This window comes from Streptococcus sp. ALY_208, from assembly GCF_058314295.1.
Genome location: NZ_JBZFUI010000001.1, coordinates 339114 through 359767, shown reverse-complemented (window position 1 = coordinate 359767; position 20654 = coordinate 339114). Strand labels below are relative to the sequence as shown.

General features: G+C 42.4%; 20 protein-coding genes and 1 riboswitch. Of the genes, 5 read left to right on the top strand and 15 right to left on the bottom strand.

Annotated features, from left to right (window positions below; translation table 11 throughout):
- Positions 1-35: 35 nt before the first annotated feature.
- Positions 36-536, bottom strand: coding sequence for a QueT transporter family protein (locus AC4HAI_RS01745; protein ID WP_491110178.1), 501 nt, complete (start codon positions 534-536; stop codon positions 36-38).
- Positions 537-685: 149 nt separating this feature from the next.
- Between AC4HAI_RS01745 and AC4HAI_RS01740 the strand changes: the two genes are divergently transcribed.
- Positions 686-1132 (top strand): GtrA family protein, encoded by a 447-nt coding sequence (locus AC4HAI_RS01740; protein WP_491078352.1) that lies wholly within the window; start codon positions 686-688, stop codon positions 1130-1132.
- Between the two features lie 64 nt (positions 1133-1196).
- Here AC4HAI_RS01740 and budA read toward each other — a convergent pair whose 3' ends face one another.
- The 4 genes from budA to AC4HAI_RS01720 form a co-directional block, all read right to left on the bottom strand.
- Positions 1197-1916, bottom strand: coding sequence for an acetolactate decarboxylase (gene budA, locus AC4HAI_RS01735; RefSeq protein ID WP_491110176.1), 720 nt, complete (start codon positions 1914-1916; stop codon positions 1197-1199).
- Between the two features lie 135 nt (positions 1917-2051).
- Positions 2052-3275 (bottom strand): tetratricopeptide repeat protein, encoded by a 1224-nt coding sequence (locus tag AC4HAI_RS01730; RefSeq protein ID WP_491110174.1) that lies wholly within the window; start codon positions 3273-3275, stop codon positions 2052-2054.
- Positions 3265-4434, bottom strand: a complete 1170-nt coding sequence (locus AC4HAI_RS01725) for an AI-2E family transporter (RefSeq protein WP_491078483.1) — start codon at positions 4432-4434, stop codon at positions 3265-3267. The genes AC4HAI_RS01730 and AC4HAI_RS01725 overlap by 11 nt, the downstream gene beginning before the upstream one ends.
- A gap of 11 nt (positions 4435-4445) precedes the next feature.
- A complete protein-coding gene (locus AC4HAI_RS01720; RefSeq protein ID WP_491078349.1) occupies positions 4446-4925 on the bottom strand; it encodes an NUDIX hydrolase in 480 nt (159 codons plus the stop codon).
- Between the two features lie 297 nt (positions 4926-5222).
- Between AC4HAI_RS01720 and AC4HAI_RS01715 the strand changes: the two genes are divergently transcribed.
- Entirely contained in the window at positions 5223-6233 is a 1011-nt protein-coding gene (locus AC4HAI_RS01715; RefSeq protein ID WP_491110173.1) for a lactonase family protein, read from the top strand.
- 84 nt (positions 6234-6317) lie between these two features.
- On the top strand, positions 6318-6512 hold the full coding sequence (locus AC4HAI_RS01710; protein ID WP_491078347.1) for a hypothetical protein: 195 nt from the start codon (positions 6318-6320) through the stop codon (positions 6510-6512).
- A 211-nt stretch (positions 6513-6723) separates the two neighbouring features.
- Here AC4HAI_RS01710 and AC4HAI_RS01705 read toward each other — a convergent pair whose 3' ends face one another.
- From AC4HAI_RS01705 to AC4HAI_RS01660, 10 genes are all read right to left on the bottom strand, one after another.
- Positions 6724-7833 (bottom strand): NAD(P)/FAD-dependent oxidoreductase, encoded by a 1110-nt coding sequence (locus AC4HAI_RS01705; protein ID WP_491078346.1) that lies wholly within the window; start codon positions 7831-7833, stop codon positions 6724-6726.
- 9 nt (positions 7834-7842) lie between these two features.
- Positions 7843-8667, bottom strand: coding sequence for a ZIP family metal transporter (locus AC4HAI_RS01700; RefSeq protein WP_491078345.1), 825 nt, complete (start codon positions 8665-8667; stop codon positions 7843-7845).
- A 13-nt stretch (positions 8668-8680) separates the two neighbouring features.
- A complete protein-coding gene (locus AC4HAI_RS01695) occupies positions 8681-9469 on the bottom strand; it encodes a Nif3-like dinuclear metal center hexameric protein (protein ID WP_491078344.1) in 789 nt (262 codons plus the stop codon).
- Positions 9456-10145: a tRNA (adenine(22)-N(1))-methyltransferase gene (locus tag AC4HAI_RS01690; RefSeq protein ID WP_491078343.1), complete on the bottom strand. Its 690-nt coding sequence runs from the start codon at positions 10143-10145 to the stop codon at positions 9456-9458. Before AC4HAI_RS01690 ends, AC4HAI_RS01695 begins: the two co-directional genes overlap by 14 nt.
- A 118-nt stretch (positions 10146-10263) precedes the next feature.
- Entirely contained in the window at positions 10264-10947 is a 684-nt protein-coding gene (locus tag AC4HAI_RS01685) for a DnaD domain-containing protein (RefSeq protein ID WP_491078342.1), read from the bottom strand.
- Between the two features lie 72 nt (positions 10948-11019).
- The gene (metA, locus tag AC4HAI_RS01680) at positions 11020-11964 is read right to left on the bottom strand and encodes a homoserine O-acetyltransferase MetA (RefSeq protein WP_491078341.1); all 945 of its coding nucleotides are present in this window, start codon (positions 11962-11964) and stop codon (positions 11020-11022) included.
- 117 nt (positions 11965-12081) lie between these two features.
- The gene (locus tag AC4HAI_RS01675) at positions 12082-12600 is read right to left on the bottom strand and encodes an adenine phosphoribosyltransferase (protein WP_491078340.1); all 519 of its coding nucleotides are present in this window, start codon (positions 12598-12600) and stop codon (positions 12082-12084) included.
- Positions 12601-12812: 212 nt separating this feature from the next.
- A complete protein-coding gene (locus AC4HAI_RS01670; RefSeq protein WP_491078339.1) occupies positions 12813-14093 on the bottom strand; it encodes an O-acetylhomoserine aminocarboxypropyltransferase/cysteine synthase family protein in 1281 nt (426 codons plus the stop codon).
- Positions 14094-14435: 342 nt separating this feature from the next.
- Positions 14436-16727, bottom strand: a complete 2292-nt coding sequence (gene pcrA, locus AC4HAI_RS01665) for a DNA helicase PcrA (RefSeq protein WP_491110171.1) — start codon at positions 16725-16727, stop codon at positions 14436-14438.
- A gap of 111 nt (positions 16728-16838) precedes the next feature.
- Positions 16839-17276 carry a DUF7679 family protein gene (locus tag AC4HAI_RS01660; protein WP_491078337.1) on the bottom strand — a complete coding sequence of 146 codons (438 nt, stop codon included), beginning with the start codon at positions 17274-17276 and terminating at the stop codon, positions 16839-16841.
- 220 nt (positions 17277-17496) lie between these two features.
- A riboswitch (glycine riboswitch) is annotated at positions 17497-17592 on the top strand.
- A gap of 117 nt (positions 17593-17709) precedes the next feature.
- Between AC4HAI_RS01660 and AC4HAI_RS01655 the strand changes: the two genes are divergently transcribed.
- Both AC4HAI_RS01655 and AC4HAI_RS01650 read left to right on the top strand, forming a co-directional pair.
- Positions 17710-19083 carry an alanine/glycine:cation symporter family protein gene (locus AC4HAI_RS01655; RefSeq protein WP_491110169.1) on the top strand — a complete coding sequence of 458 codons (1374 nt, stop codon included), beginning with the start codon at positions 17710-17712 and terminating at the stop codon, positions 19081-19083.
- A gap of 154 nt (positions 19084-19237) precedes the next feature.
- On the top strand, positions 19238-20587 hold the full coding sequence (locus AC4HAI_RS01650) for an alanine/glycine:cation symporter family protein (RefSeq protein WP_491078335.1): 1350 nt from the start codon (positions 19238-19240) through the stop codon (positions 20585-20587).
- The last annotated feature ends 67 nt before the right edge of the window (positions 20588-20654 follow it).

The following is a 20654-nucleotide window of genomic DNA, read 5'->3' as shown; positions in this document are numbered from 1 at the left end:
CCTATTCCTATCCATCATCTCTTTTTTTGCAGATTTTATTTGGTCAAATCAATGCGTTTAGCCAAAAGACTAATAATAGCACCACCAACCAAAAGAGACACTAATTCACCAATACCTGTTGTCAGCCAAGTTATGAAAAATGGTCCTTTGCCAACAATTGCCAATTCAGCGGCAATGACAAACATACTGAATGAAAACCCGAGACTAAACCAGAAAAAAGCCTTGTTGTAACCAAGAATAGTCTGATCCATATACTTTTTAAACAAGACAACACCCAGACTAACAAAAATAAAGGTTTGAGCACTTCCCACAAGAACATCTATCGGGGTAAAACTATATAAATTTGCCAAAGCACAACCGAGTGTCACAGCGATAATGTATTTTGGCTTATAAAAAGCCAAGAAATTCAGCATTTCCGAAAGGCGGAACTGATAAACACCATAGCTGATGGCATTAAAAGGCGGAAAAGCCGTCAATATAAAGTAAAGAGCCGTCACAATAGAAATTTGAACAATATCACGCACTGTAAATGTCATAAATCCTTTGCCTCCTTTAATCCACTTGATAGCAATAATAACATCAAGTTCTAATCATACAGCTCCACTAGTATAGCACAAGCTACTCTAAAAATAATGGAACTTGTTTTTACCTAGTTTGTACCAGCATTTTGTGTTAGACTAGAGCTATGAAACAGATTAAATCACTCATTCTTTTTTGCTGGAACAACGAAATTCTGAAATACCTCTTTTTCGGAGGACTAACAACCTTAGTTTACCTGATCAGTCGTGCTACTACCCTATTCCTCACAGGGCATCCCCTAGTCGCAACACCTGTTGCTAATGTCATTGCCATTATCTTCGCTTTCGTGACCAATGACATTTGGGTCTTCAACCAAAAACGACAAGGTTGGCATAAACGCTTTATGAAGTTTATCCCTGCTAGGTTAGTGACCATGGTCTTGGACTTTGGTATGACTTACATTTTTGTCACTCGTTTTCCTCATATCATCGGACAATTTGTCAATGACAATCTGCGTATCGTAGACCTTATCGTCGGACTGATCAGCCAGGTCCTCATTATCGTGCTCAACTATATCTTTAGCAAACTATTTGTTTTTCACGATAACAAATAAAATGTGGCACTTAAATATCATAAAAGGGGAGGATTAAAATCCTCCCCCTTTTATGATCAATAATTTACTCCGCTTTGTTAATATCATCTTTTAGTTGATCCACATTGAGCTTAGCAAAGAGATATTGACGATCTTGAACAGGAAAGCGCTGATCCAGCTGATCAACAGGTCCAACCTCGACACTGCCATCTAAAATGATAAAATCCATGACATGCCCACCAAAAGTATGGTCATCCGATAAAAAATGTAAATGATAGCCTGCCACACTCACACCATGAAACATTTCAGGAGTCCACAGGCCTACAATAGTCCCCTTAACATTTTCCCTGCGGTACTCTGGTTGCATGGTGGCAACTTCAGCAAAACGCTCCCCTCTCTTAGCTTTGGGGATCATGCGAACATGCATCTGCTTAAAGGTACCAGTTATTTTAATGGAACGAAAAAGATTAACCCCATCATAATAAGACTCGATACGCTCCTCTAGCTCACGGTCTGTCATCTCAAAACGTTGTCGAAAGATAACTTCCGCTTGATGAGGGACAACAGCAGCATAAGGAACCTTAGCCTCCAGAGGGACCTCAACAATTTCTGGGACCTCTCCTGATCCTTTAGCTTGATAAGCTTTCCCATCTAATACAATCAACTCCCCATCGATAGAATCTAGGGTACCAATTCCTAAATCACCATGTTCAAGCAGCTCCCCAATAGTCATAGAGCCATCGTATAAGCCTGCCATCAAGGCACCCAACGTATTATACTGAAACAATTTGATCACATCTGCCACAGCTCAACCTCCTCCTTCTTGTCACAGCAAAGCACATAACTTTATGCTATTTCTCATCATTAGCCTTAAGCTAGGCAAATGATAAAGTCATATGCCTAGAACTAGTGATGCTCACCCCACTCTTGTCCTAAATTTTCACTGATCTAAAAGATCCAATATGGTCATGTCATCAGGAACTATAGTCATATAGCGCTCAGCAATCAAGCGTGAACGCTCCCCGTAACCGTACTCCCTAAGAAGAAAGGCATAATCATATAAGAATTCTGGGTTATCCTTAAGATCTTCTGACAGACTATTGTAGGCCTCGATAGCCCTTTCATCTTCCAATGCTTGATAAGCCTTAGCGATGTTCCACTTGGTTAAAACGTTATCGATGTCTTCTTGGTCCAAAACTACTACGTCTTCATAGCGTTCATCATCCAAATAAAGCGTACTCAAGCGTAAAAGGACCTCTTCAGCATCCTCTGCCAGATCCTTAGCACTGAGCAGGTAAGACTCAGCCATTTTAGCATCATGATTTTCATAAGATAATTGTGATGCTAAAAGCAAGAGCTGACTGTCATATTGATTTTTGGACAACCCTTGTTGAACCAACTTCAAGGCATCATCAATCTGATGCTCTTCATGTAAGGATAGGGCGTAAATGTATTCATAGCCTTCAAAATCAGGATTCATAGTATCTAGCTGTTTAAAGTGAAGATTAGCCTTTTGGTACTCTCCTTGATCGTACAAAATAGTCGCTAGCTCAAAGACAGTAGCATCATCGTATTCAATTTCAACCGCCTTTTCTAGAAACTCTACGGCCGCTTCAAATTTACCCATACTAGCATAGCACAATCCAATCCGCTGATAAGTGGACACACCAGTAGCGATGAGAATTTCCCGATTATCAAGGCTGGCATAAGCCTGGATAGCCTCCTCAAAATTACCTAATTGGCTATCTAACTCAGCTAAACCAAAAATAATTAAGGGATCTTGGCTAATCTGACTCGCTACTAAAAGCTTTTCACGTGCCACATCCGTCAAACCTTCCATATCATAGAGGTCAGCCATGACTAATAGAGATGATACATAGGACTCATCCTCTGGCTTAATAGTATCCAGATAAGAAAAAGCCTCCTCAACATCACCATCTTCAGCAGCAATTTGAGCCAGATTGATATTAACTTCCGGAAAATCAAAACGCTCTTTGAGATAGATTTCTTTAGCCTGAGGAAAAAAACCGATGCTTTCTAAGTACTGTGCTAATGATAAGAGCGTATCTGAATCATCTTCTAAAAGCGCACGTTTAAAATACTTATTGGCTCTCCCTAGATCTTGTTGATCCAGAGAAGCAATCATCTTTTCACTATTCAGCATGAGATTCCCCCTCACTTTCTTCCTGATAAAGCCCACTAAATTCACGGTACCAGTCAAAGATTTCCTTGATAACAACTCGAACGGAAGCATAGACAGGGATACCTAGCAGGACACCCCAAACACCAAAGACAGATCCAGAAGCTAGGAGGATAAATAAAATCATAATCGGATGGATACTCAACTTACTGCCAAGAACCAAAGGCGATACAAACCGTCCCTCAATAGTCTGTTCAATGGTAAAGACAATGGCTACCTTGGCAAGCATCCACGGACCATTTACCAAAGCTAAAATAACGACCGGGATCATAGCCAAGAAACTTCCTAAATAGGGAATCATATTGAGCACACCTGCTACTATCCCCAAGGTCACTGCATAAGGTAAACCGATAATGGAAAAAAGAATGGCAAACATAATACCAACAATTATAGCAACCACTACCTGTCCCTGGACAAACCCCTGCCACTGACTATTAATATCACTGAGCACACGAGACACTGGAGTGCGCCAGGCAACTGGAACAATCTTCAAAATATTTCCCTTTAACTTATCACTATCTCTCAAGAGGTAAAAAACAATAAAAGGGGTCATGATGATAGCAACTGCTACCCTAGTCACCGCACTAGCAAAATCACCAGCCCAAGAAATAAAGTTTTTTGAGAAATTTTCAGCATAGTCAACAGCCTTGCTGCTGGAGTTATTGATCCACTCTTCTAGTTGAGGACGCATAGGCTCGAGACGCTCATTTTCTAGAATCTTAGTCATCTGCTTCTCCATGCTTTGAATATAGTCAGGAAGATTTTTCACAAAAGACATCATCTGCTCTTGCAACATGGGAAAAAGATTAGCACCTCCCCATACCAAGAGGGCTGCAAATATCAAATAAATCAAGCTGATAGCTATGGTACGATTGACATGGCAATATTTTTCTACTAAAAGGACCAAAGGTTTCAGCAAGTAATAAAAAAGAATCGAAATCACCATTGGCAGCAGTAAAACCGCAATAAAGCCAGCAATGGCAAAAAAGATAAACCCAATACGAGTCAAAAGATAAAGGGTTAAAAAAGTTAAAAAGCTGATAACCATAGCACTGACAAAACGATTATCTAGTACCCATTTGTAAAACCAGCTATCTGTAAAATTTGTATTTTTTTTATGCATCATGGCTCCCATCATTCATAAAATGTGACTTGCTTATCGACCAACTTCCCAGTCTTATCATAGCTAAACTTAGCCGAGAAGAAAGGACTATCTTCAAGAATCCACTTAAAGAGTTCATAATCCCCCTGCCAGGTTGGTTTAGATAAGACTTGATCATAGGGGACCCATGCCAAGGTTCCTTCTCGGGAGTCCTGGTCTGAAATCAACTCGCCTTCAAACGCAGTCACCTTAAAGACATAGGTATACCAATCATGCCCAGGTGTAAACTCAGGAAAGGTTACCATCCCCCTAAAATCCATTTGTCTGACCCGTAGATGCGTTTCCTCATAGATCTCCCGAATAGCGCATTCTTCTGGTGTTTCTCCAGCTTCCAGCTTCCCTCCAACAGAGATCCACTTACCCATATGGACATCATTTGGCTTTTTGTTACGCAACATGAGCAAGAGCTCTTTTCCATTATCAATATAGCAGATTGTAGCTTGTTTGGTCATTTAACTTTCCTTCTATAGCTTTGCCATCTATTCTAGCAAAAATTTACCGGTTTCGGTTAAGTTAAATAACTTTATTTAAATAACCAAAACAATCTATTTAAAAACGTATCTTTCTTGTCTTTTTTGACTAGATTGACAGATCTCAACTATGATTTTTCACCAGTCATAGTCTGGCGAATCTCACAAAACATGCTATAATTTTTATCATGAAGAACCCTCCTCATCAGAAGTATTTTATCCCCTAATCAGGCTAGAAATCTACTCTCTGACAAGCAACTGGATATAAAAGGAGTAACTATGGTACATCTCTATTTTGGTAGTTATACTAAACGCCTCTCTCAAGGAATTTACCGGGCGGATTTTGATCCTGCTACTGGAGAATTATCCAATCTCGAGCTTCTATCTAAACAGACCAACCCTACCTACCTAGCCTTTACTAAAAATCACCAGTTAGTTACAGTCGCTAATGAACAGGGGCAAGGAGGTATTCGTGTGCTTAATGATAACTTGGACCTCTCAACCCAAGCCCTCGAAACTGGACCTGCTCCTTGTCATATTAGTGTCGATAACAAGCAAAATCTCATTATGACAGCTAATTACCATACCGGCGAGGGACTGATTTACCAACTGTTAGATGATGGACACTTGCATCTTCTTCATCGCATCAAAGAAAAAGGGCAAGGCCCTCATCCTGATCAAGAACACTCCAGAATCCACTTCATTGGATTGACGCCGGATCGCTATATCATCACTTGCAATCTAGGAACTGATCACCTAACAACTTACAAACTGAGTAAGAACCTTAAAGAGCTGACCAAGATTCAGTCCTTGGCGCTTCCGTCTGGTTCAGGACCACGTCATCTAGCCTATCACGCTATTTTTAAACACATCTTTGTTGTCAATGAACTAGATTCAACCATTCATAATATTTTGTACCAAGGTTGTGGTGACATTGAAATTTTCCAAACAATTTCTTGCCTACCAGAAGACTATCTAGGAGATAATGCTGCAGCCGCTATAGAAACAACAAAAGATGGCCGCTACATTTACGTCTCAAATCGCGGCCATAACTCCATTGCTATTTTCAAGTTTGCTCTAGACGGCTATATCCACCTACTAGAAGTCGTTCCGACCCATGGTCAGATTCCCAGAGATTTCTGCCTAACTGACGATGAGAAATATCTCATTGTCACCCACCAAGACAGTGATAATGTCACGGTCTTCAAGCGTCATGCTGATACAGGGCGCCTCGAGGAAATCAGCCATGACTTCACAGTCCCAGAAGGAGTCTGTATTATACAGGGCTAGACTCAAAGCATTGCAAGCATTTTAATATCTCATTTGGCATAAGTATGATTTAATAGCATTATCACAATAGGAAGAGAGAAAACAATGAATCCATTAGAATTATTTGATCAAGTAAAAGAGATGATCGCTAAGAAAGATTTCTCAGCTGCACAAGATTTTATCAATGATAACAAAGATAATCTGGGAAATTACTTTGAACAAGCACAGGACCTATTGACCAATGCTCAGGGAGCAAGTGGTATCCTAGATAGTATCAAAGGACTATTCTCAAAAAAATAGGTACAAATAAGGCTGGGATATAAGTTCCCAGCCTATTTATTTAGTCCATTTTATCGGCTAGGCAAAGCCAGCCTCATTTTCAGGCGCCCCCTTAAACAATCCACTGGACTGTTTAAGGACTGTGCACGTGGTAGCTCTGGTGTGGGAGCTCTACCTGATCCTAAAAATTAAGAGAGGGGGGACAATCCATAAACCGTGCTAAAATCACAATCTATGGATTTCTATCCCCCTCTCTTTTAATATAGTCACCAATAGGGTAATCCCTTAAATTCAGTAGACCTGGTCTATTTATCAGGACTTCTACCAATTCCTTAGCCATAAGAGGACCGACAGTCAAGCCAGAGGAACCTAATCCACTGGCAGCAAACACACCTTCAAGACCAGGAACCGGGCCGTAAACGGGTAAAAAATCAGGAGTATAAGCCCTAATTCCGACACGAGAACTGACCTTATCTGCTTGATCTAAAGCTGGAAAGAATCCCTTGGCTTGATTTTCCAAAGATTCTAAAACCTCTAAATCCAAACTAAGATCATAGCCACGATCATTTTCATGACTCGCCCCAACAGAGATCTTACCACCTCTAAAAGGAATAATATCAATTTCGCCATCTGGCATCACCACTGGTAATTGATCACTCTCTAACTCATTAAAATAATAATCACTGAGTTGACCCTTTTGCGGCTGAATATCCACCTGATATCCCAAAGGAACTAGCATATCGGGCAACCAAGCACCAACCGCTAGAATAATACGATCATAGCACTGACCATCAATCTGATAGCCGTCTGATAAAACTGTAAGATCTACCTTTTTATGAACTACTGGACTCTTACTAGCTTGTAGAAGAGTCTGGGTCAGTTCAGCGCCCTCAACACGTGCCCCACCAGAAGCGTATAGTAATTTTTCAAATCCGGTTAATCCTGGAAACTCTTGCTCAACTTCTGAGCGCATTTTTAGCGACAGCTCACCAATGAGAGGAGATTCCCGGCGCCGCTCCCTAGCTAGATCATACAACTCCTCAAGCCTATCCTCACGTTTTTTGATCAGATAAACACCTGTTTGTTGATAAAAGTCTGTAGCATAACCATCATTCTCTAAATCACTGATCAGTGTCTGGTAAAAGTCCGCTCCCATCCTAGCTAGACGGTACCAAGTCTGATTACGACGCTTAGAAAACCAAGGACTAATAATTCCAGCAGCAGCCTTGGTTGCCTGTCCATAGCCATGATCATAGACGGTGATGTCCAGATCCTTTTCCTTTGACAAATAATAGGCAGCAGTAGCTCCAACTATACCTGCTCCCACAACAGCTACTCGCATTTTTCGCTCCTATCCTAGCGCAACGTCCATTACCATCATGATAACAAATCCCAGCATAAGTCCCAGTGTTGCAATATCTGTATTACCATTGCCCTGAGATTCAGGAATCAGCTCCTCAACAACCACAAAGATCATGGCACCTGCCGCAAAAGACAAGGCATAAGGCAAAATGGGCATCATCAATACCACAAGACCAGCACCCAAGACAGCACCAATAGGCTCCACAATAGCAGACATAGAGCCTAGATAGAAGGCCCGCATACGAGACTGCCCATCCGCCCTAATAGGAATAGACAAGGCAGCACCTTCTGGGATATTCTGAAGTCCAATACCGATGGCTAAACCAATAGCTCCCATCAGAGCAGCTTGCCCTAGATGACCACCTGCTAAGGCACCAAAGGTTACACCTACTGCTAATCCTTCAGGAAAGTTATGAATAGTGATAGCTAGAAATAACAGCGTCGTCTTAGACAGCTTCTTCTGCGGTTTGAGACCTTCTGCTTGACTGATATCATCCTTATCTAAATGCAAATGAGGAACCAGGGCATCGATCAAACGAAGCATCAAGCCTCCTGCTAAAAAACCAACAGCTGCTGGAATCCAAGACCAAATACCATAATCCTTCTGGGAATAGCTAATAGAAGGCTCTAATAAGGACCAAAATGAGGCAGCTATCATGACACCTGCTGCAAATCCCATCATTGTATCAAGCAAACGACGGCTAATATGCTTAAAGAAAAAGACAATTGCTGCTCCCAATATCGTACAGCCCCAAGTAAATAAACCAGCTAACAGAGCTAGTAAAACAACATTTTGTGATAAAATCCACGTCATTATAATCCTCTTTCTAGAGATAACTGAATGGATTAGTCGAAGACTGACTAGCTATCAGGTCAACCTGCCAGTTATAAGATAACTTCCACTCAGTCATTTTTTCAATCAATTTTTCAATAAAAAGTGCTTCAATATGATGACCTGGATCAATGGCATATAAACCCTGAGTCAGCATATCCTGAGCAGTATGATAATAAATATCCCCTGTAATCAAAACATCAGCTTCCTTAGCTAGAGCATCTGGATAGAAACTTTGACCGCTACCGCCACAAATAGCAACTCGCTCAATTTGAGGATTTGCCCCGTCATAGCGCACCAAACGCACACTATCAAGACCAAAAACAGACTTAACCCTGGTCGAGAGATCCTCTAAACTCATGGGAGATATGGATCCAATACGCCCAATACCATAACCCTCTTGAGTAGCATGTAAAGGCTTAGTATCCTTAATATCTAACAAGTCACAGAACCAATCATTTAGCCCATCAGGAACAATATCAATATTGGTATGGCTGACATAGACCGCAATATCATGTTTAACCAGATCTAAAAGTCCATCGCTTTGAGGCGTGCTGACTAAATTTTTTAAAGGTTTAAAAATCGGAGCATGCTTGGTAATAATTAAGTCTACTCCCTTGTCGATGGCCTCAGCTACAGTAGCTTCACGAACATCTAAGGTCACCATAACCCTATCAATATCCTTATCTAAACTGCCAATTTGAAGACCCGAAATATCTCCTTCCATGGACAATTCCTGGGGACAATAAGCCTCATAAGCAGCAATAAAATCACGCGCTTTCACCTGAAAGAACCTCCTTAATCATAGCTATCTTGGTCTTAATAACTTGCCTTGCCTCTGGATTAGTTTCAGGAACCTTCCCTAGAGCTAGCTCCAACTTGTTTAGCTCTCTTTGCCAACGCCTCGTAAAAACGAAGGACTGCTCCTGCCATAAAAAAGGCCCAAAGCGTAATTCTTTTTCCGAGAGCTCCATTCTCCCATGCTCAGCAACCAAGATCTCATAAAATTTATCATTTTCAGTCATGATTTTCTCCGCTACTAGAGAAAAACCATGTTGGCTCAGCCACCGCCTCAAATCATCTTCGCAATTGTTAGGTTGAAGAATCAAGCGCTGAATGCAGTCTAGCTTATCCTGTCCCTGTTCTAAAATATCAGCGATCAGGCGCCCCCCCATTCCACAGATGCTAATCACATCAACACTATCACTAGGATCAAAGGCTCTCAAGCCATCCGCTAACCGAACTTCTATAGATTCTCTAAAGCCATACTGAGTAATATTAGCTAAAGCAGCCTGATAGGGCCCTTTAGCTACTTCACTAGCAATCGCCCAGTCAATCAAACCCTTTTGCAGAGCAAAAAGAGGCAGATAAGCATGGTCACTGCCAACATCTAGTAATATACTCCCTTTAGGAATAAAAGCTGCAACATCGCGCAGACGTTGTGATAATATCGTTTCCATAATAATTTCATTATACCAAAAAAGCCCCCTAATTGGGACCAAGCAAGTTAAGCTAGCACTAACCAGCAGAAACGAACTGTTTGACTGCCCAAAAAGATGAGCTAAAGGCTCTGTCAGCCTATTCGCTCCAAAGATTCATAGCATTTAAGAAATCATCCGATACCTGAACCTTGTTTGGATTAGACTGATTTCTCTCCTGGCGCCGCTCTTCGATTTGACGCACCGTAGTAATACCATCTTGGCGCCAGCGCCTCAAAATAGCCGTAAGATATTTCCAATTACGTTTACTATTAAATACACTTTCTTTTAGAGCTTCTCGGATAAGATCTGGACTGATCTCATCTTCCCGTACATATTTTTGCAGGTCTTCAAGCTCAAACGGTGTCAGCATCCAGCCAGATTTTTCAAAGTCATCTAATAAAAGCTGAAATTCATTGGCATCTAGAGCTGGCTTAGTCTGAACTAGTGATCCTTTATCATCTGCCAACAAGTCATCCAAGCGTTTTAAAGCAGGGCTTGCATCAAAAATAATATCCGTTTCACCATCCAACTCAATGGTTTTCATCACCAATAATTCTTGACCAGTTAGATTGGTAATAGCAGAATTGACCTCTGCCACAGTTTTTCCCAGTGCCTCTGCTATACGACTGGATGGCATATCTTCAATATTAGTAGTATTTTGAAGATAGAAAAACAGCCAAACCAGATAATCATCGCTGCTAGAAAAAATATCTTTATAGTGAAACAATAGGGCACTGGGTAAGACTAGATTACCTGATTGAAAATTCTCTAAATAGCTCATATATCCTCTCTGCTAGAAACTAGCTAGACAGACTCAAAAAGGTCTGAGTCAAGCTCTCTAACTAGTCCATCATTATAAACATCCAAAATTTGCGGTTGATAAGGCCAAATCTTCTAAATGATAAGGGGTTTCCTGATACACACCGTAATTCAACCAGTTTGAAAAGAATGTCGTCGCCACCAAACTCCAGCGTAACATAGGCGTTTGTTGAGGATTATCCTCAGGAAAGTAATTTTCAGGAAGACTGGGATGCTTCCCAGCAGCTAAATCACGATCGTATTCCTTTTTTAAGGTATCACGATCATACTCCAGATGGCCAAAGCTATAGATCTCCCGCAAATCCCGACTAGCTAAAATTGATAGACCAACCTGCTCACCCTTAGCCAAGATCTGCAAATTCGTTTTATTTCGTACATCCGATTCTAAAATATCCGTATGACGAGAATGAGGCGCTAAAAATTGATCATCAAAACCTCTCATCAGGGGGGATAAAGGCTCTGTAACCTCTTGCTGATAGATCCCAGATAACTTATGGGACATCTTCACCTTATCAACACCGTAATGGTAATACAAACCAGCTTGAGCTCCCCAACAAAGATGTAGGGTCGAATAAACATGCGTCTTTTTCCATTCAAAAATCTGAGTCAACTCTGACCAATAGTCTACCTGCTCAAAAGGCAAAGTTTCGACTGGAGCCCCAGTAATGATCAATCCGTCATAATAATTATCCTGAATATCCTCAAAAGTCTTGTAAAATGTCTCAAGATGCTCCAGTTTAGTATTTTTAGACGCATGCGTCGCCATATGGATGAAGTCTAACTTTAATTGCAAGGGAGTGTTGGATAGATACCTCAAGAGCTGTGCTTCCGTCACTTCCTTAGTCGGCATAAGATTCACGATCAAAACCTTGATAGGACGAATTTCTTGAGTGTCTGCTCGCTTATCATCCATAACGAAGATATTTTCTTTTTTTAACGCATCAACCGCTGGTAATTTTTTATCTAAAGTAATCGGCATCAAAATATCCCCCGTTCTATGATAGTCTAACCTATTATAGGACATGGGGATAAGCTTTTCAAATACCTGTTTTCTTGATAGAGTTATAGGACAAAACTATAAGCCTATCAAACGCAATCAACCCGGAAAGTTCATCAAAATCTTACTATCGTAGCCTTCAATAGCCTTACGCCCGTTGAGACCATCTAGCTCAATTAAGAAGGCACAACCTGCGACAATCCCACCCAGGCGCTCAATCATCTCTATCGTTGCCTTAACCGTACCGCCTGTCGCCAAAAGATCATCAACAATCAGGACACGCTGACCAGGCTTAATGGCATCTGCATGCATGGTCAAAGTATCGATGCCATACTCCTTTTCATAGTCTGCAGAAATAACCTCACGTGGTAATTTACCCGGCTTACGAACAGGCGCAAAGCCAATACCTAATTCAAAAGCAACAGGACAGCCAACGATGAAACCACGCGCTTCAGGGCCGACAATCATATCAATTTTCTTATCAGTAGCATACTGAACGATCTCTCGAATGGCATAACTGTAAGCATTACCATCAGCCATCAAGGGTGAAATATCACGAAAGGTAATTCCTTCTTTAGGGTAGTTCTCAATAGAGGCAATATACTTTGTTAAATCCATAACATCACTTTCTATAGCACTTGGCCAAAAATGTTTTACATTTCATTATAGCACAAATTGCCATAAAAGATTTAAAATTATCTTGAATCATAAAACGCTAGCAGTTATCCGAAATGAGTCATCAATCGGACCGACCCAAGTGAGCCGGCCTAAAATATCTTCAAAGAAAAAATCATGACTATCCCCTAGCTTCTATCATTAAATAGCTCTAATCAGATTTGCTCCAATGCTTGATCCAAATCACCAATCAAATCATTGACGTTTTCCAATCCGATAGACACACGAATTTGGTTAGGTTCAATACCGCAGACACGAAGGTCTTCTGGACTCATCTGACCGTGAGTTGTAGTCGCCGGATGCACTACAAGAGACTTAGCATCAGCGACATTGGCAAGATCTGAAAAAATGGCTAAGCTGTCAATCACCTTACGAGCAGCTTCTGCTCCTCCTGCAACATTGAAGGTAAAGATGGAGCTGGCGCCCTTAGGCAGATATTTTTGCGCCAATTCGTAGTAAGGACTAGATGGGAGACTAGCGTAGTTAACCTTAGTCACTTTAGGATGATTTTCCAGATATGCTGCAATTTTCTTGGCATTTTCAACATGGCGTTCCACTCGCAGAGACAAAGTCTCCAGCCCTTGTGTCAAAAGAAAGGCATTGAAAGGGGAGAGACAGGCACCGGTATCACGCAGCAATTGTGTACGAACTGCTGTAATAAAGGCTGCTGCCCCAATATCACGGGTATAGCTGAGATTATGGTAAGATGGATCTTCCTCGACAAATTGCGGGAATTTGCCGGATTTTTCCCAGTCAAATTTTCCTGAGTCCACAATCACACCGCCGATAGAGGTGCCGTGACCGCCAATAAACTTAGTGGCCGAATGCACAGCGATATCAACACCGTAAGAGAAAACATCGATGAGATAAGGGGTGGCAAAGGTATTGTCAACAACCAAAGGAATATTATGGCGATGGGCAATCTCTGAAAGTTTTTCAAGATCTGCAACATTCCCTAAGGGATTTCCCAGCGTCTCAGCTAAAATAAACTTGGTGTTGTCCTTAACAGCGGCTTCGATAGCGGCAAAATCAGCTACATCGACAAAGCTGGTCGTAATTCCATAGCGCGGCAGGGTTTCTTTGAGTAAGTTAAAGGTACCGCCGTACACAGTCGTTGCTGATACAATGTGGTCCCCAGCATGCGCTAAAGCAAGAGCCGTATAAGTAATGGCTGCCATGCCAGAAGCCGTCGCCAAAGCACCGACACCGCCTTCTAAAGCTGCCATGCGCTCTTCAAGAACGGCAGTCGTTGGATTGGTAATCCGCGTATAGATATTGCCTTCTGTCCGCAGAGCAAAAGAATCCTCAGCATCCTGCGAATCGTTAAAAACATAGGATGTGGTTTGGTAAATCGGCAGGGCACGTGATTTAGTCGTTGGATCGACTGTTTGACCGGCGTGTAGCTGCAGGGTTTCAAATGAATAGTCTCTTGTCATAATCATTCCTCCATAAATATCATTAGGTTTATTTTACACCTAAAACTTTTTATTGGCTAATAGCTAACTAAATAAAGGATGTATAGCTTTCAGCTATACATCCTTTATCAATTACAGACCAGATATGAGAGTGGGAGAAAAATCAATAAACCGTGAGAAAATCACGGTTTTGATTGACCTCGCTTTCCTATTTTTGGGCTGCAGTAATTCATTGGTGCTAAAGCACCTAATGAGCTGTGCAGGGGTAAGACTAAGCCGGCAAGTCTTGCTCCCAACCACTGCGTCGTTCTAGTTAAATCTGGAATAATATTAACGAGTCTGGACTCTTGTCTCAGGCTCCAGCTACTTCTTCTCAATCGGTGCCACACTGGCTAAAACTTTTTTAAGGCCGACCTCTGGAAAATTGATTTTGAGCTCCTGAGCCTTACCAAAGCCAGACACTTCTAATACCGTACCGTCTCCCCACTTACGATGGTGGGCAATATCACCAATTTGCCAATCAACAGACGGTTGATCAGGACCTGCTGACTGCACTGGAAGGCCTCCCGAACGAGCTTTAACAACAGATCTAGGAGCTGCCTGCGCTTTTCTGGCTTGCAGGGCCTGAGCCAAACTCATCCCTTGACCAAACTTCGTTTCGCTGCTGTCACTATAACTAGCCACAAAAGAGGTATTGACGGGCCGAGCCAAGCCCTTGTATGCTAAAAGCTCCTCTGAAATTTCCTTGATAAAGCGAGTTGGCTGATTATAACTAGATTTCCCAAAGAGAGTACGACTATTAGCATTGGTCAGATAGAGAATTTCTTCTGCCCTCGTAATCCCAACATAGGCCAGACGCCGCTCTTCCTCCAACTCATCTGGATCTTCGGCTGCTCGACTCAAAGGAAAGACATTCTCCTCCATACCAATTAGAAAAACAACAGGGAACTCCAATCCCTTGGCGGCATGCAGGGTCATGAGAGTCACCTCAGCTGATTCAGCATCTCCATCATCAGTATCTGCAATCAAAGCTAGATCATTAAGAAAACGACTGAGTTTATCGAGTCCCGATTCACCCTCAGGTGCCTCATCGTTATCATCATCAAAATTCTTGGTCACAGATAAGAATTCCTCGATATTCTCAATACGTGCCTGGCTCTCAAGAGTATTTTGCAGATTAAGGGCCTCCATATAGCCTGTCTTATCCAATACAGCTTCCACAAGCTCTGTGATAGTATAAGCATCGAGATCTGAACGCAGAGCCAACAGCGTATTAGCGAGGTCCCAGACGGCTTGAGCAGCCTTTCCTTTAATGCTGGACAGCATGACTTGCTCACAAGCTTCTAGCAGACTCATCCCCTGTAAATTAGCAAAATCTCTAATTTTCTCAACAGTTCCTGGACCAACACCACGCTTGGGCTCGTTGATAATACGCTCATAACTGATATTATCTTGGGGATTCGCAATCACATTGAGATAAGCTATGGCATCTCGGATTTCTTTACGACTATAGAATTTAGTCCCCCCTACCATGGTATAGGGAATATTAGATTTAAGCAGTGCTTCCTCGATGGTACGTGATTGAGCATTAGTACGGTACAAGACGGCAAAATCCTTAAAATCTCGAGATTGCTCACGAACCAATTCATCAATGGTCGATGCAACGAAAACAGCCTCATCACGTTCATCATTGGCTCTATAATAAACGATTTCCTCCCCATCAGCATTTTGAGTCCAAAGCTCTTTGGGACGGCGATTGCGGTTATGATTGATGACATCATTAGCGGCTTGCAGGATTTTTTTAGTCGATCGATAATTTTCCTCAAGTAAGACAACTTTGGCCTCAGGATAGTCCTTTTCAAAATCCAAGATATTCTGCATATCAGCCCCACGCCAACCATAAATAGATTGGTCAGCGTCACCAACTACACAGATATTTTTAAAGCGTGATGCCAAGAGCTTGACCAGCTGATATTGAGCATGATTGGTATCTTGATACTCATCGACATGAATATATTGATAACGCTGCTGATAATAGGCTAAAACATCTGGATTTTGATCGAAAAGCCGAAGGGTTAGCATAATCAAATCATCAAAATCCATCGCCTCACTGCGACGCAGTTCTTCTTGATAGAGCTTATAGCATTTGGCGACAATCTGCGTATACATATCACCTGCCTGCTGTTCATAAGCAACCTCATCGATCAAATCATTTTTAGCATTAGAGATAGTGGCTAAAATCGCACGCTCATTCCATTTTTTGCTATCAATATTGAGATCTTTGAGAACACGCTTCATCAAGGTACGCTGCTCCCCAGGGTCAACAATCGTAAAATTTCGATTGTATCCGATATGATCAGCGTCCCGCCGTAAAATGCGTACACACATGGAGTGAAAGGTGGCAATCAAGGTCTCTTGAGTTGCTTCATTGAGTTGCATAGCCCGCTCACGCATCTCACGTGCCGCCTTGTTAGTAAATGTGATAGCTAGAATATTCCAAGGGTTGACCATTTTTTCGTCGATGAGATAAGCAATGCGATGGGTAAGCACACGTGTCTTACCCGATCCAGCACCCGCCATGATCAATAGAGGGCCTTGGGTTGTTTTGACCGCTTCTTTTTGGCGGTCATTCATGCCTGTCAATAGTGGATTCATTCGCTTCTCCTTATCAATTTTGCCTTAAAATTATACCACAAATCTCAATCAAAATCCCAACCCAGTCAATAGACCTAAAAAGCAGCTGACTCCATCAGCTGCATAAATAGATTAATAAAATTGATCTGGGCCGTTTTTACGAAGGAGCCAGCGCCACTTAGCATAATCAACTGTAATCTGCCATTTACTACAAGATTTGAAGTCATGCCGTAAAAAACGGACGCTCTGCCAAAAGTGAGACACACCTGATTTTTGCCAATTTTCTCGAGTTAAAAACTGGCCTCGAGTACGCCAGTACTGCTCTTCATAGCGATAATAGACCTGTCTAACACGAGCCAAACGAATCAAGGGCTGATAGTGGTTGCTGCTAGAGTATTTCTCAACAGGAACATTGATAAGAGCACCTCTCAGCAAAAGTTTCCAGCTATCTGGATGCTCATGAAAATAAAGCCTCATCGGCTTTTGCAGATCTGATGGCAGCTGGTAGTTCCATCGCTCACCATCCAAGAACTCCACCTTAACATAAAAAATTTTCTTACGCCTCGACATATTCTCTCCCCTTAAAACACTTGCGATTATATCACAGGACAGTTATAAAAGTCTAGTAACATTACTGAAATCTAGGTTGACGCACAATCTCACTTGTGATATGATTTTTAACAGACTTATTATAAATAAACCGAATGAAATCGTCAGGAGAGCAAAGACTATGTCTTTCACCGAAGGAGTAATACTCTCAGGTTCTAGTAGACTAGATATGACTGATGATGGACGGACTTCTGGAGAGCTTCCCACTAGGGGAACGCCGAAGGGGCAAGGTGGCTTGGCTGCTCAATCTCTCAGGCAAAAGGACAGAAAAATAATCATAGTCTTCTAACTTTAAATTTAGAAGCTATGTTTTTCTACCATCCAGAAGTCCAGATGCTATATCTGGACTTTTTTTGCTCTCCAGACGATCGTTCGGATTAAAGAAAGGATTTTTATGTCTGTCTTACTAACGATCGACTGGCTTAAACTGCTGACTGACATTAACGATAACTATGTCTGGGGTCCCCCTCTTCTCATCCTCTTGGTGGGAACAGGGATCTACTTGACCCTGCGTCTGGGCTTGCTACAGATGATCCACCTCCCCAGGGCCTTTAAGCTCATTTTTGCCGAGGACAAAGGGGAAGGTGACATCTCCAGTTTTGGAGCCCTAGCTACTGCCCTAGCTGCAACCGTCGGAACCGGTAATATCGTAGGGGTCGCAACCGCTATTGGAACCGGGGGACCAGGGGCACTCTTCTGGATGTGGATGGCCGCCTTCTTTGGAATGGCTACCAAATATGCCGAAGGTGTCTTAGCTATCAAGTATCGTACCAAGGATGCTAATGGTCAGGTATCTGGTGGACCCATGTATTACATCAGCAATGGTATTACTGGACGATTAAAACCCCTTGCCAAACCTCTAGCCTATTTCTTTGCCTTAGCAGGTATCCTCGTCGCCCTCCTTGGGATTGGTACCTTTTCACAGGTTAACTCTATTACCAGCTCATTGGAGAGCAGTTTCCAATGGTCACCAAAAATCATTAGTCCTCTCATTGCCGTGCTAGTAGCCGCTATCGTATTTGGGGGGATTCAATCCATCTCCAAGGTAGCAGAGAAGATCGTTCCTTTTATGGCTGCTTTATATATTCTGGCCGCTATCAGCATCCTAGCTGTCAACTACCAAAACATTCTCCCAACTATCTGGCTGGTCTTAAAATCAGCCTTCACCCCTGCTGCTGCCACAGGAGGTTTTGCTGGAGCTACTGTCATGGGAGCTATCAGGCTTGGGGTGGCACGCGGTGTCTTCTCCAATGAATCTGGTCTGGGTTCTGCCCCTATTGCAGCTGCTGCCGCTAAAACTAATGAACCTGTAGAGCAGGGGCTTATCTCCATGACAGGTACCTTCATCGATACCCTAATCATCTGTACCTTGACCGGGCTCTCTATCCTTGTCACCGGTAAATGGGCAGTCAAGGGACTTGAAGGTGCTACTGTAACTCAGACTGCCTTTGGTTCTGTCTTTGGTGAGCTTGGAGTCATTGTCTTGACCTTGTCACTAGCCCTATTTGCCTTTACCACTATCCTAGGCTGGTCTTACTATGGTGAGCGCTGTATAGAATTTGTCTTTGGCACCAAGGCTATCGCCAGCTATCGCATCATTTTTGTTATCATGGTGGCACTAGGAGGCTATCTCAAACTTGCAATCATCTGGAAGATTGCTGATATTGTCAATGGACTCATGGCCTTTCCTAATCTGATTGCCCTTCTAATTTTATCGCCCATTATCATTAAAGAAACCAAGCGATACTTTAGCCATAAGCAAAACTAAGCGCTACTTGACTACTTTCAAAGCAATTTGACAGGTCAAATAACTTTTTATACAATAATGACATCTCTAATTTATACATAGTGTCAAGCGAAAGGAGCTAGGTCCTAGCTCCTTTTCTTTTCGCAAATAAAAGAAGATAGGAATGTATATTCTCATGTTAGATTTAGGACTATTAACAGATATTAAAGATAACTATGTCTGGGGACCAATACTACTCATTCTCTTAGTAGGTACTGGAATTTATTTGACTCTAAGACTTGGCTTTCTCCAGATTATCCGACTCCCCAAGGCCTTCAAGCTCATTTTTGCAGAAGACACTGGCGAAGGGGATATCTCTAGTTTTGGAGCCCTAGCTACTGCCTTAGCTGCAACTGTCGGCACCGGTAACATCGTGGGGGTCGCAACCGCTATTGGAACTGGCGGGCCTGGAGCTCTCTTCTGGATGTGGATGGCGGCCTTCTTTGGAATGGCCACCAAATACGCCGAGGGGCTCCTTGCTATCAAGTATCGTACTAAGGATGCTAATGGTCAGGTATCTGGTGGACCCATGTACTATATTGTCCATGGGCTAGGAGAAAACTGGAAATGGTTAGCAGTCCTCTTTGCTATCTTTGGTACTATGACCGCCTTACTTGGTTCCGGTACCTTTACTCAGGTCAATTCTATTACCAGTTCACTGGAGAGCAGTTTCCACTGGTCGCCAAAAATCATCAGCTGCATTGTTGCTGTTCTGGTAGCCATTATTATTTTCGGCGGTATCCAGTCGATCTCCAAAGTAGCTGAGAAGATTGTTCCTTTTATGGCTGCTTTATATATCCTAGCCGCTATCAGCATCCTAGCTGTCAACTACCAAAACATCCTCCCAACTATCTGGATGGTCTTAAAATCAGCCTTCACTCCTGCTGCTGCCACAGGAGGGTTTGCTGGAGTAGGCGTTATGGAAGCCATTAGGCTAGGGGTAGCACGCGGTGTCTTCTCCAATGAATCTGGTCTAGGTTCTGCCCCTATTGCAGCCGCTGCTGCTAAAACTCAAGAACCTGTGGAGCAAGGTCTCATCTCCATGACAGGTACCTTTATCGATACCCTTATCATCTGTACTCTGACCGGGCTCTCTATTCTTGTCACTGGTAAATGGGCAGTTAAGGGACTTGAAGGTGTGACTGTCACACAAGGTGCTTTTGGATCTGTTTTTGGCAACCTTGGTATCATCGTCTTGACCTTGTCACTAGCCCTATTTGCCTTTACCACTATCCTAGGCTGGTCTTACTATGGTGAGCGCTGTGTGGAGTTCCTCCTCGGAACAAAAGCTATCAAATTCTATCGTGCTGTCTTTGTGCTCATGGTTGCCCTAGGAGGCTTTATCAAATTACAAGTCGTCTGGACAATCGCTGACATTGTCAATGGACTTATGGCCTTTCCCAACCTTGTAGCCTTGCTAGGCTTATCACCGATCATCATCGCAGAAACGAAAAAATACTTTGACCAACGAGACAAAAAAGGCTGAGACAAAAGTTCTCAGCCTTATGTATTGAACCAAAGTGAAGAGTAAACTTCAACGATTGAAAAATGAC

Coding starts and splice junctions, on each gene's coding strand:
- AC4HAI_RS01745 (WP_491110178.1), bottom strand. CDS start 536: ATGACATTTACAGTGCGTGATATTGTTCAAATTTCTATTGTGACGGCT.
- AC4HAI_RS01740 (WP_491078352.1), top strand. CDS start 686: ATGAAACAGATTAAATCACTCATTCTTTTTTGCTGGAACAACGAAATT.
- AC4HAI_RS01730 (WP_491110174.1), bottom strand. CDS start 3,275: ATGCTGAATAGTGAAAAGATGATTGCTTCTCTGGATCAACAAGATCTA.
- AC4HAI_RS01725 (WP_491078483.1), bottom strand. CDS start 4,434: ATGCATAAAAAAAATACAAATTTTACAGATAGCTGGTTTTACAAATGG.
- AC4HAI_RS01720 (WP_491078349.1), bottom strand. CDS start 4,925: ATGACCAAACAAGCTACAATCTGCTATATTGATAATGGAAAAGAGCTC.
- AC4HAI_RS01715 (WP_491110173.1), top strand. CDS start 5,223: ATGGTACATCTCTATTTTGGTAGTTATACTAAACGCCTCTCTCAAGGA.
- AC4HAI_RS01710 (WP_491078347.1), top strand. CDS start 6,318: ATGAATCCATTAGAATTATTTGATCAAGTAAAAGAGATGATCGCTAAG.
- AC4HAI_RS01705 (WP_491078346.1), bottom strand. CDS start 7,833: ATGCGAGTAGCTGTTGTGGGAGCAGGTATAGTTGGAGCTACTGCTGCC.
- AC4HAI_RS01700 (WP_491078345.1), bottom strand. CDS start 8,667: ATGACGTGGATTTTATCACAAAATGTTGTTTTACTAGCTCTGTTAGCT.
- AC4HAI_RS01690 (WP_491078343.1), bottom strand. CDS start 10,145: ATGGAAACGATATTATCACAACGTCTGCGCGATGTTGCAGCTTTTATT.
- AC4HAI_RS01685 (WP_491078342.1), bottom strand. CDS start 10,947: ATGAGCTATTTAGAGAATTTTCAATCAGGTAATCTAGTCTTACCCAGT.
- metA (WP_491078341.1), bottom strand. CDS start 11,964: ATGCCGATTACTTTAGATAAAAAATTACCAGCGGTTGATGCGTTAAAA.
- AC4HAI_RS01675 (WP_491078340.1), bottom strand. CDS start 12,600: ATGGATTTAACAAAGTATATTGCCTCTATTGAGAACTACCCTAAAGAA.
- AC4HAI_RS01670 (WP_491078339.1), bottom strand. CDS start 14,093: ATGACAAGAGACTATTCATTTGAAACCCTGCAGCTACACGCCGGTCAA.
- pcrA (WP_491110171.1), bottom strand. CDS start 16,727: ATGAATCCACTATTGACAGGCATGAATGACCGCCAAAAAGAAGCGGTC.
- AC4HAI_RS01660 (WP_491078337.1), bottom strand. CDS start 17,276: ATGTCGAGGCGTAAGAAAATTTTTTATGTTAAGGTGGAGTTCTTGGAT.
- AC4HAI_RS01655 (WP_491110169.1), top strand. CDS start 17,710: ATGTCTGTCTTACTAACGATCGACTGGCTTAAACTGCTGACTGACATT.
- AC4HAI_RS01650 (WP_491078335.1), top strand. CDS start 19,238: ATGTTAGATTTAGGACTATTAACAGATATTAAAGATAACTATGTCTGG.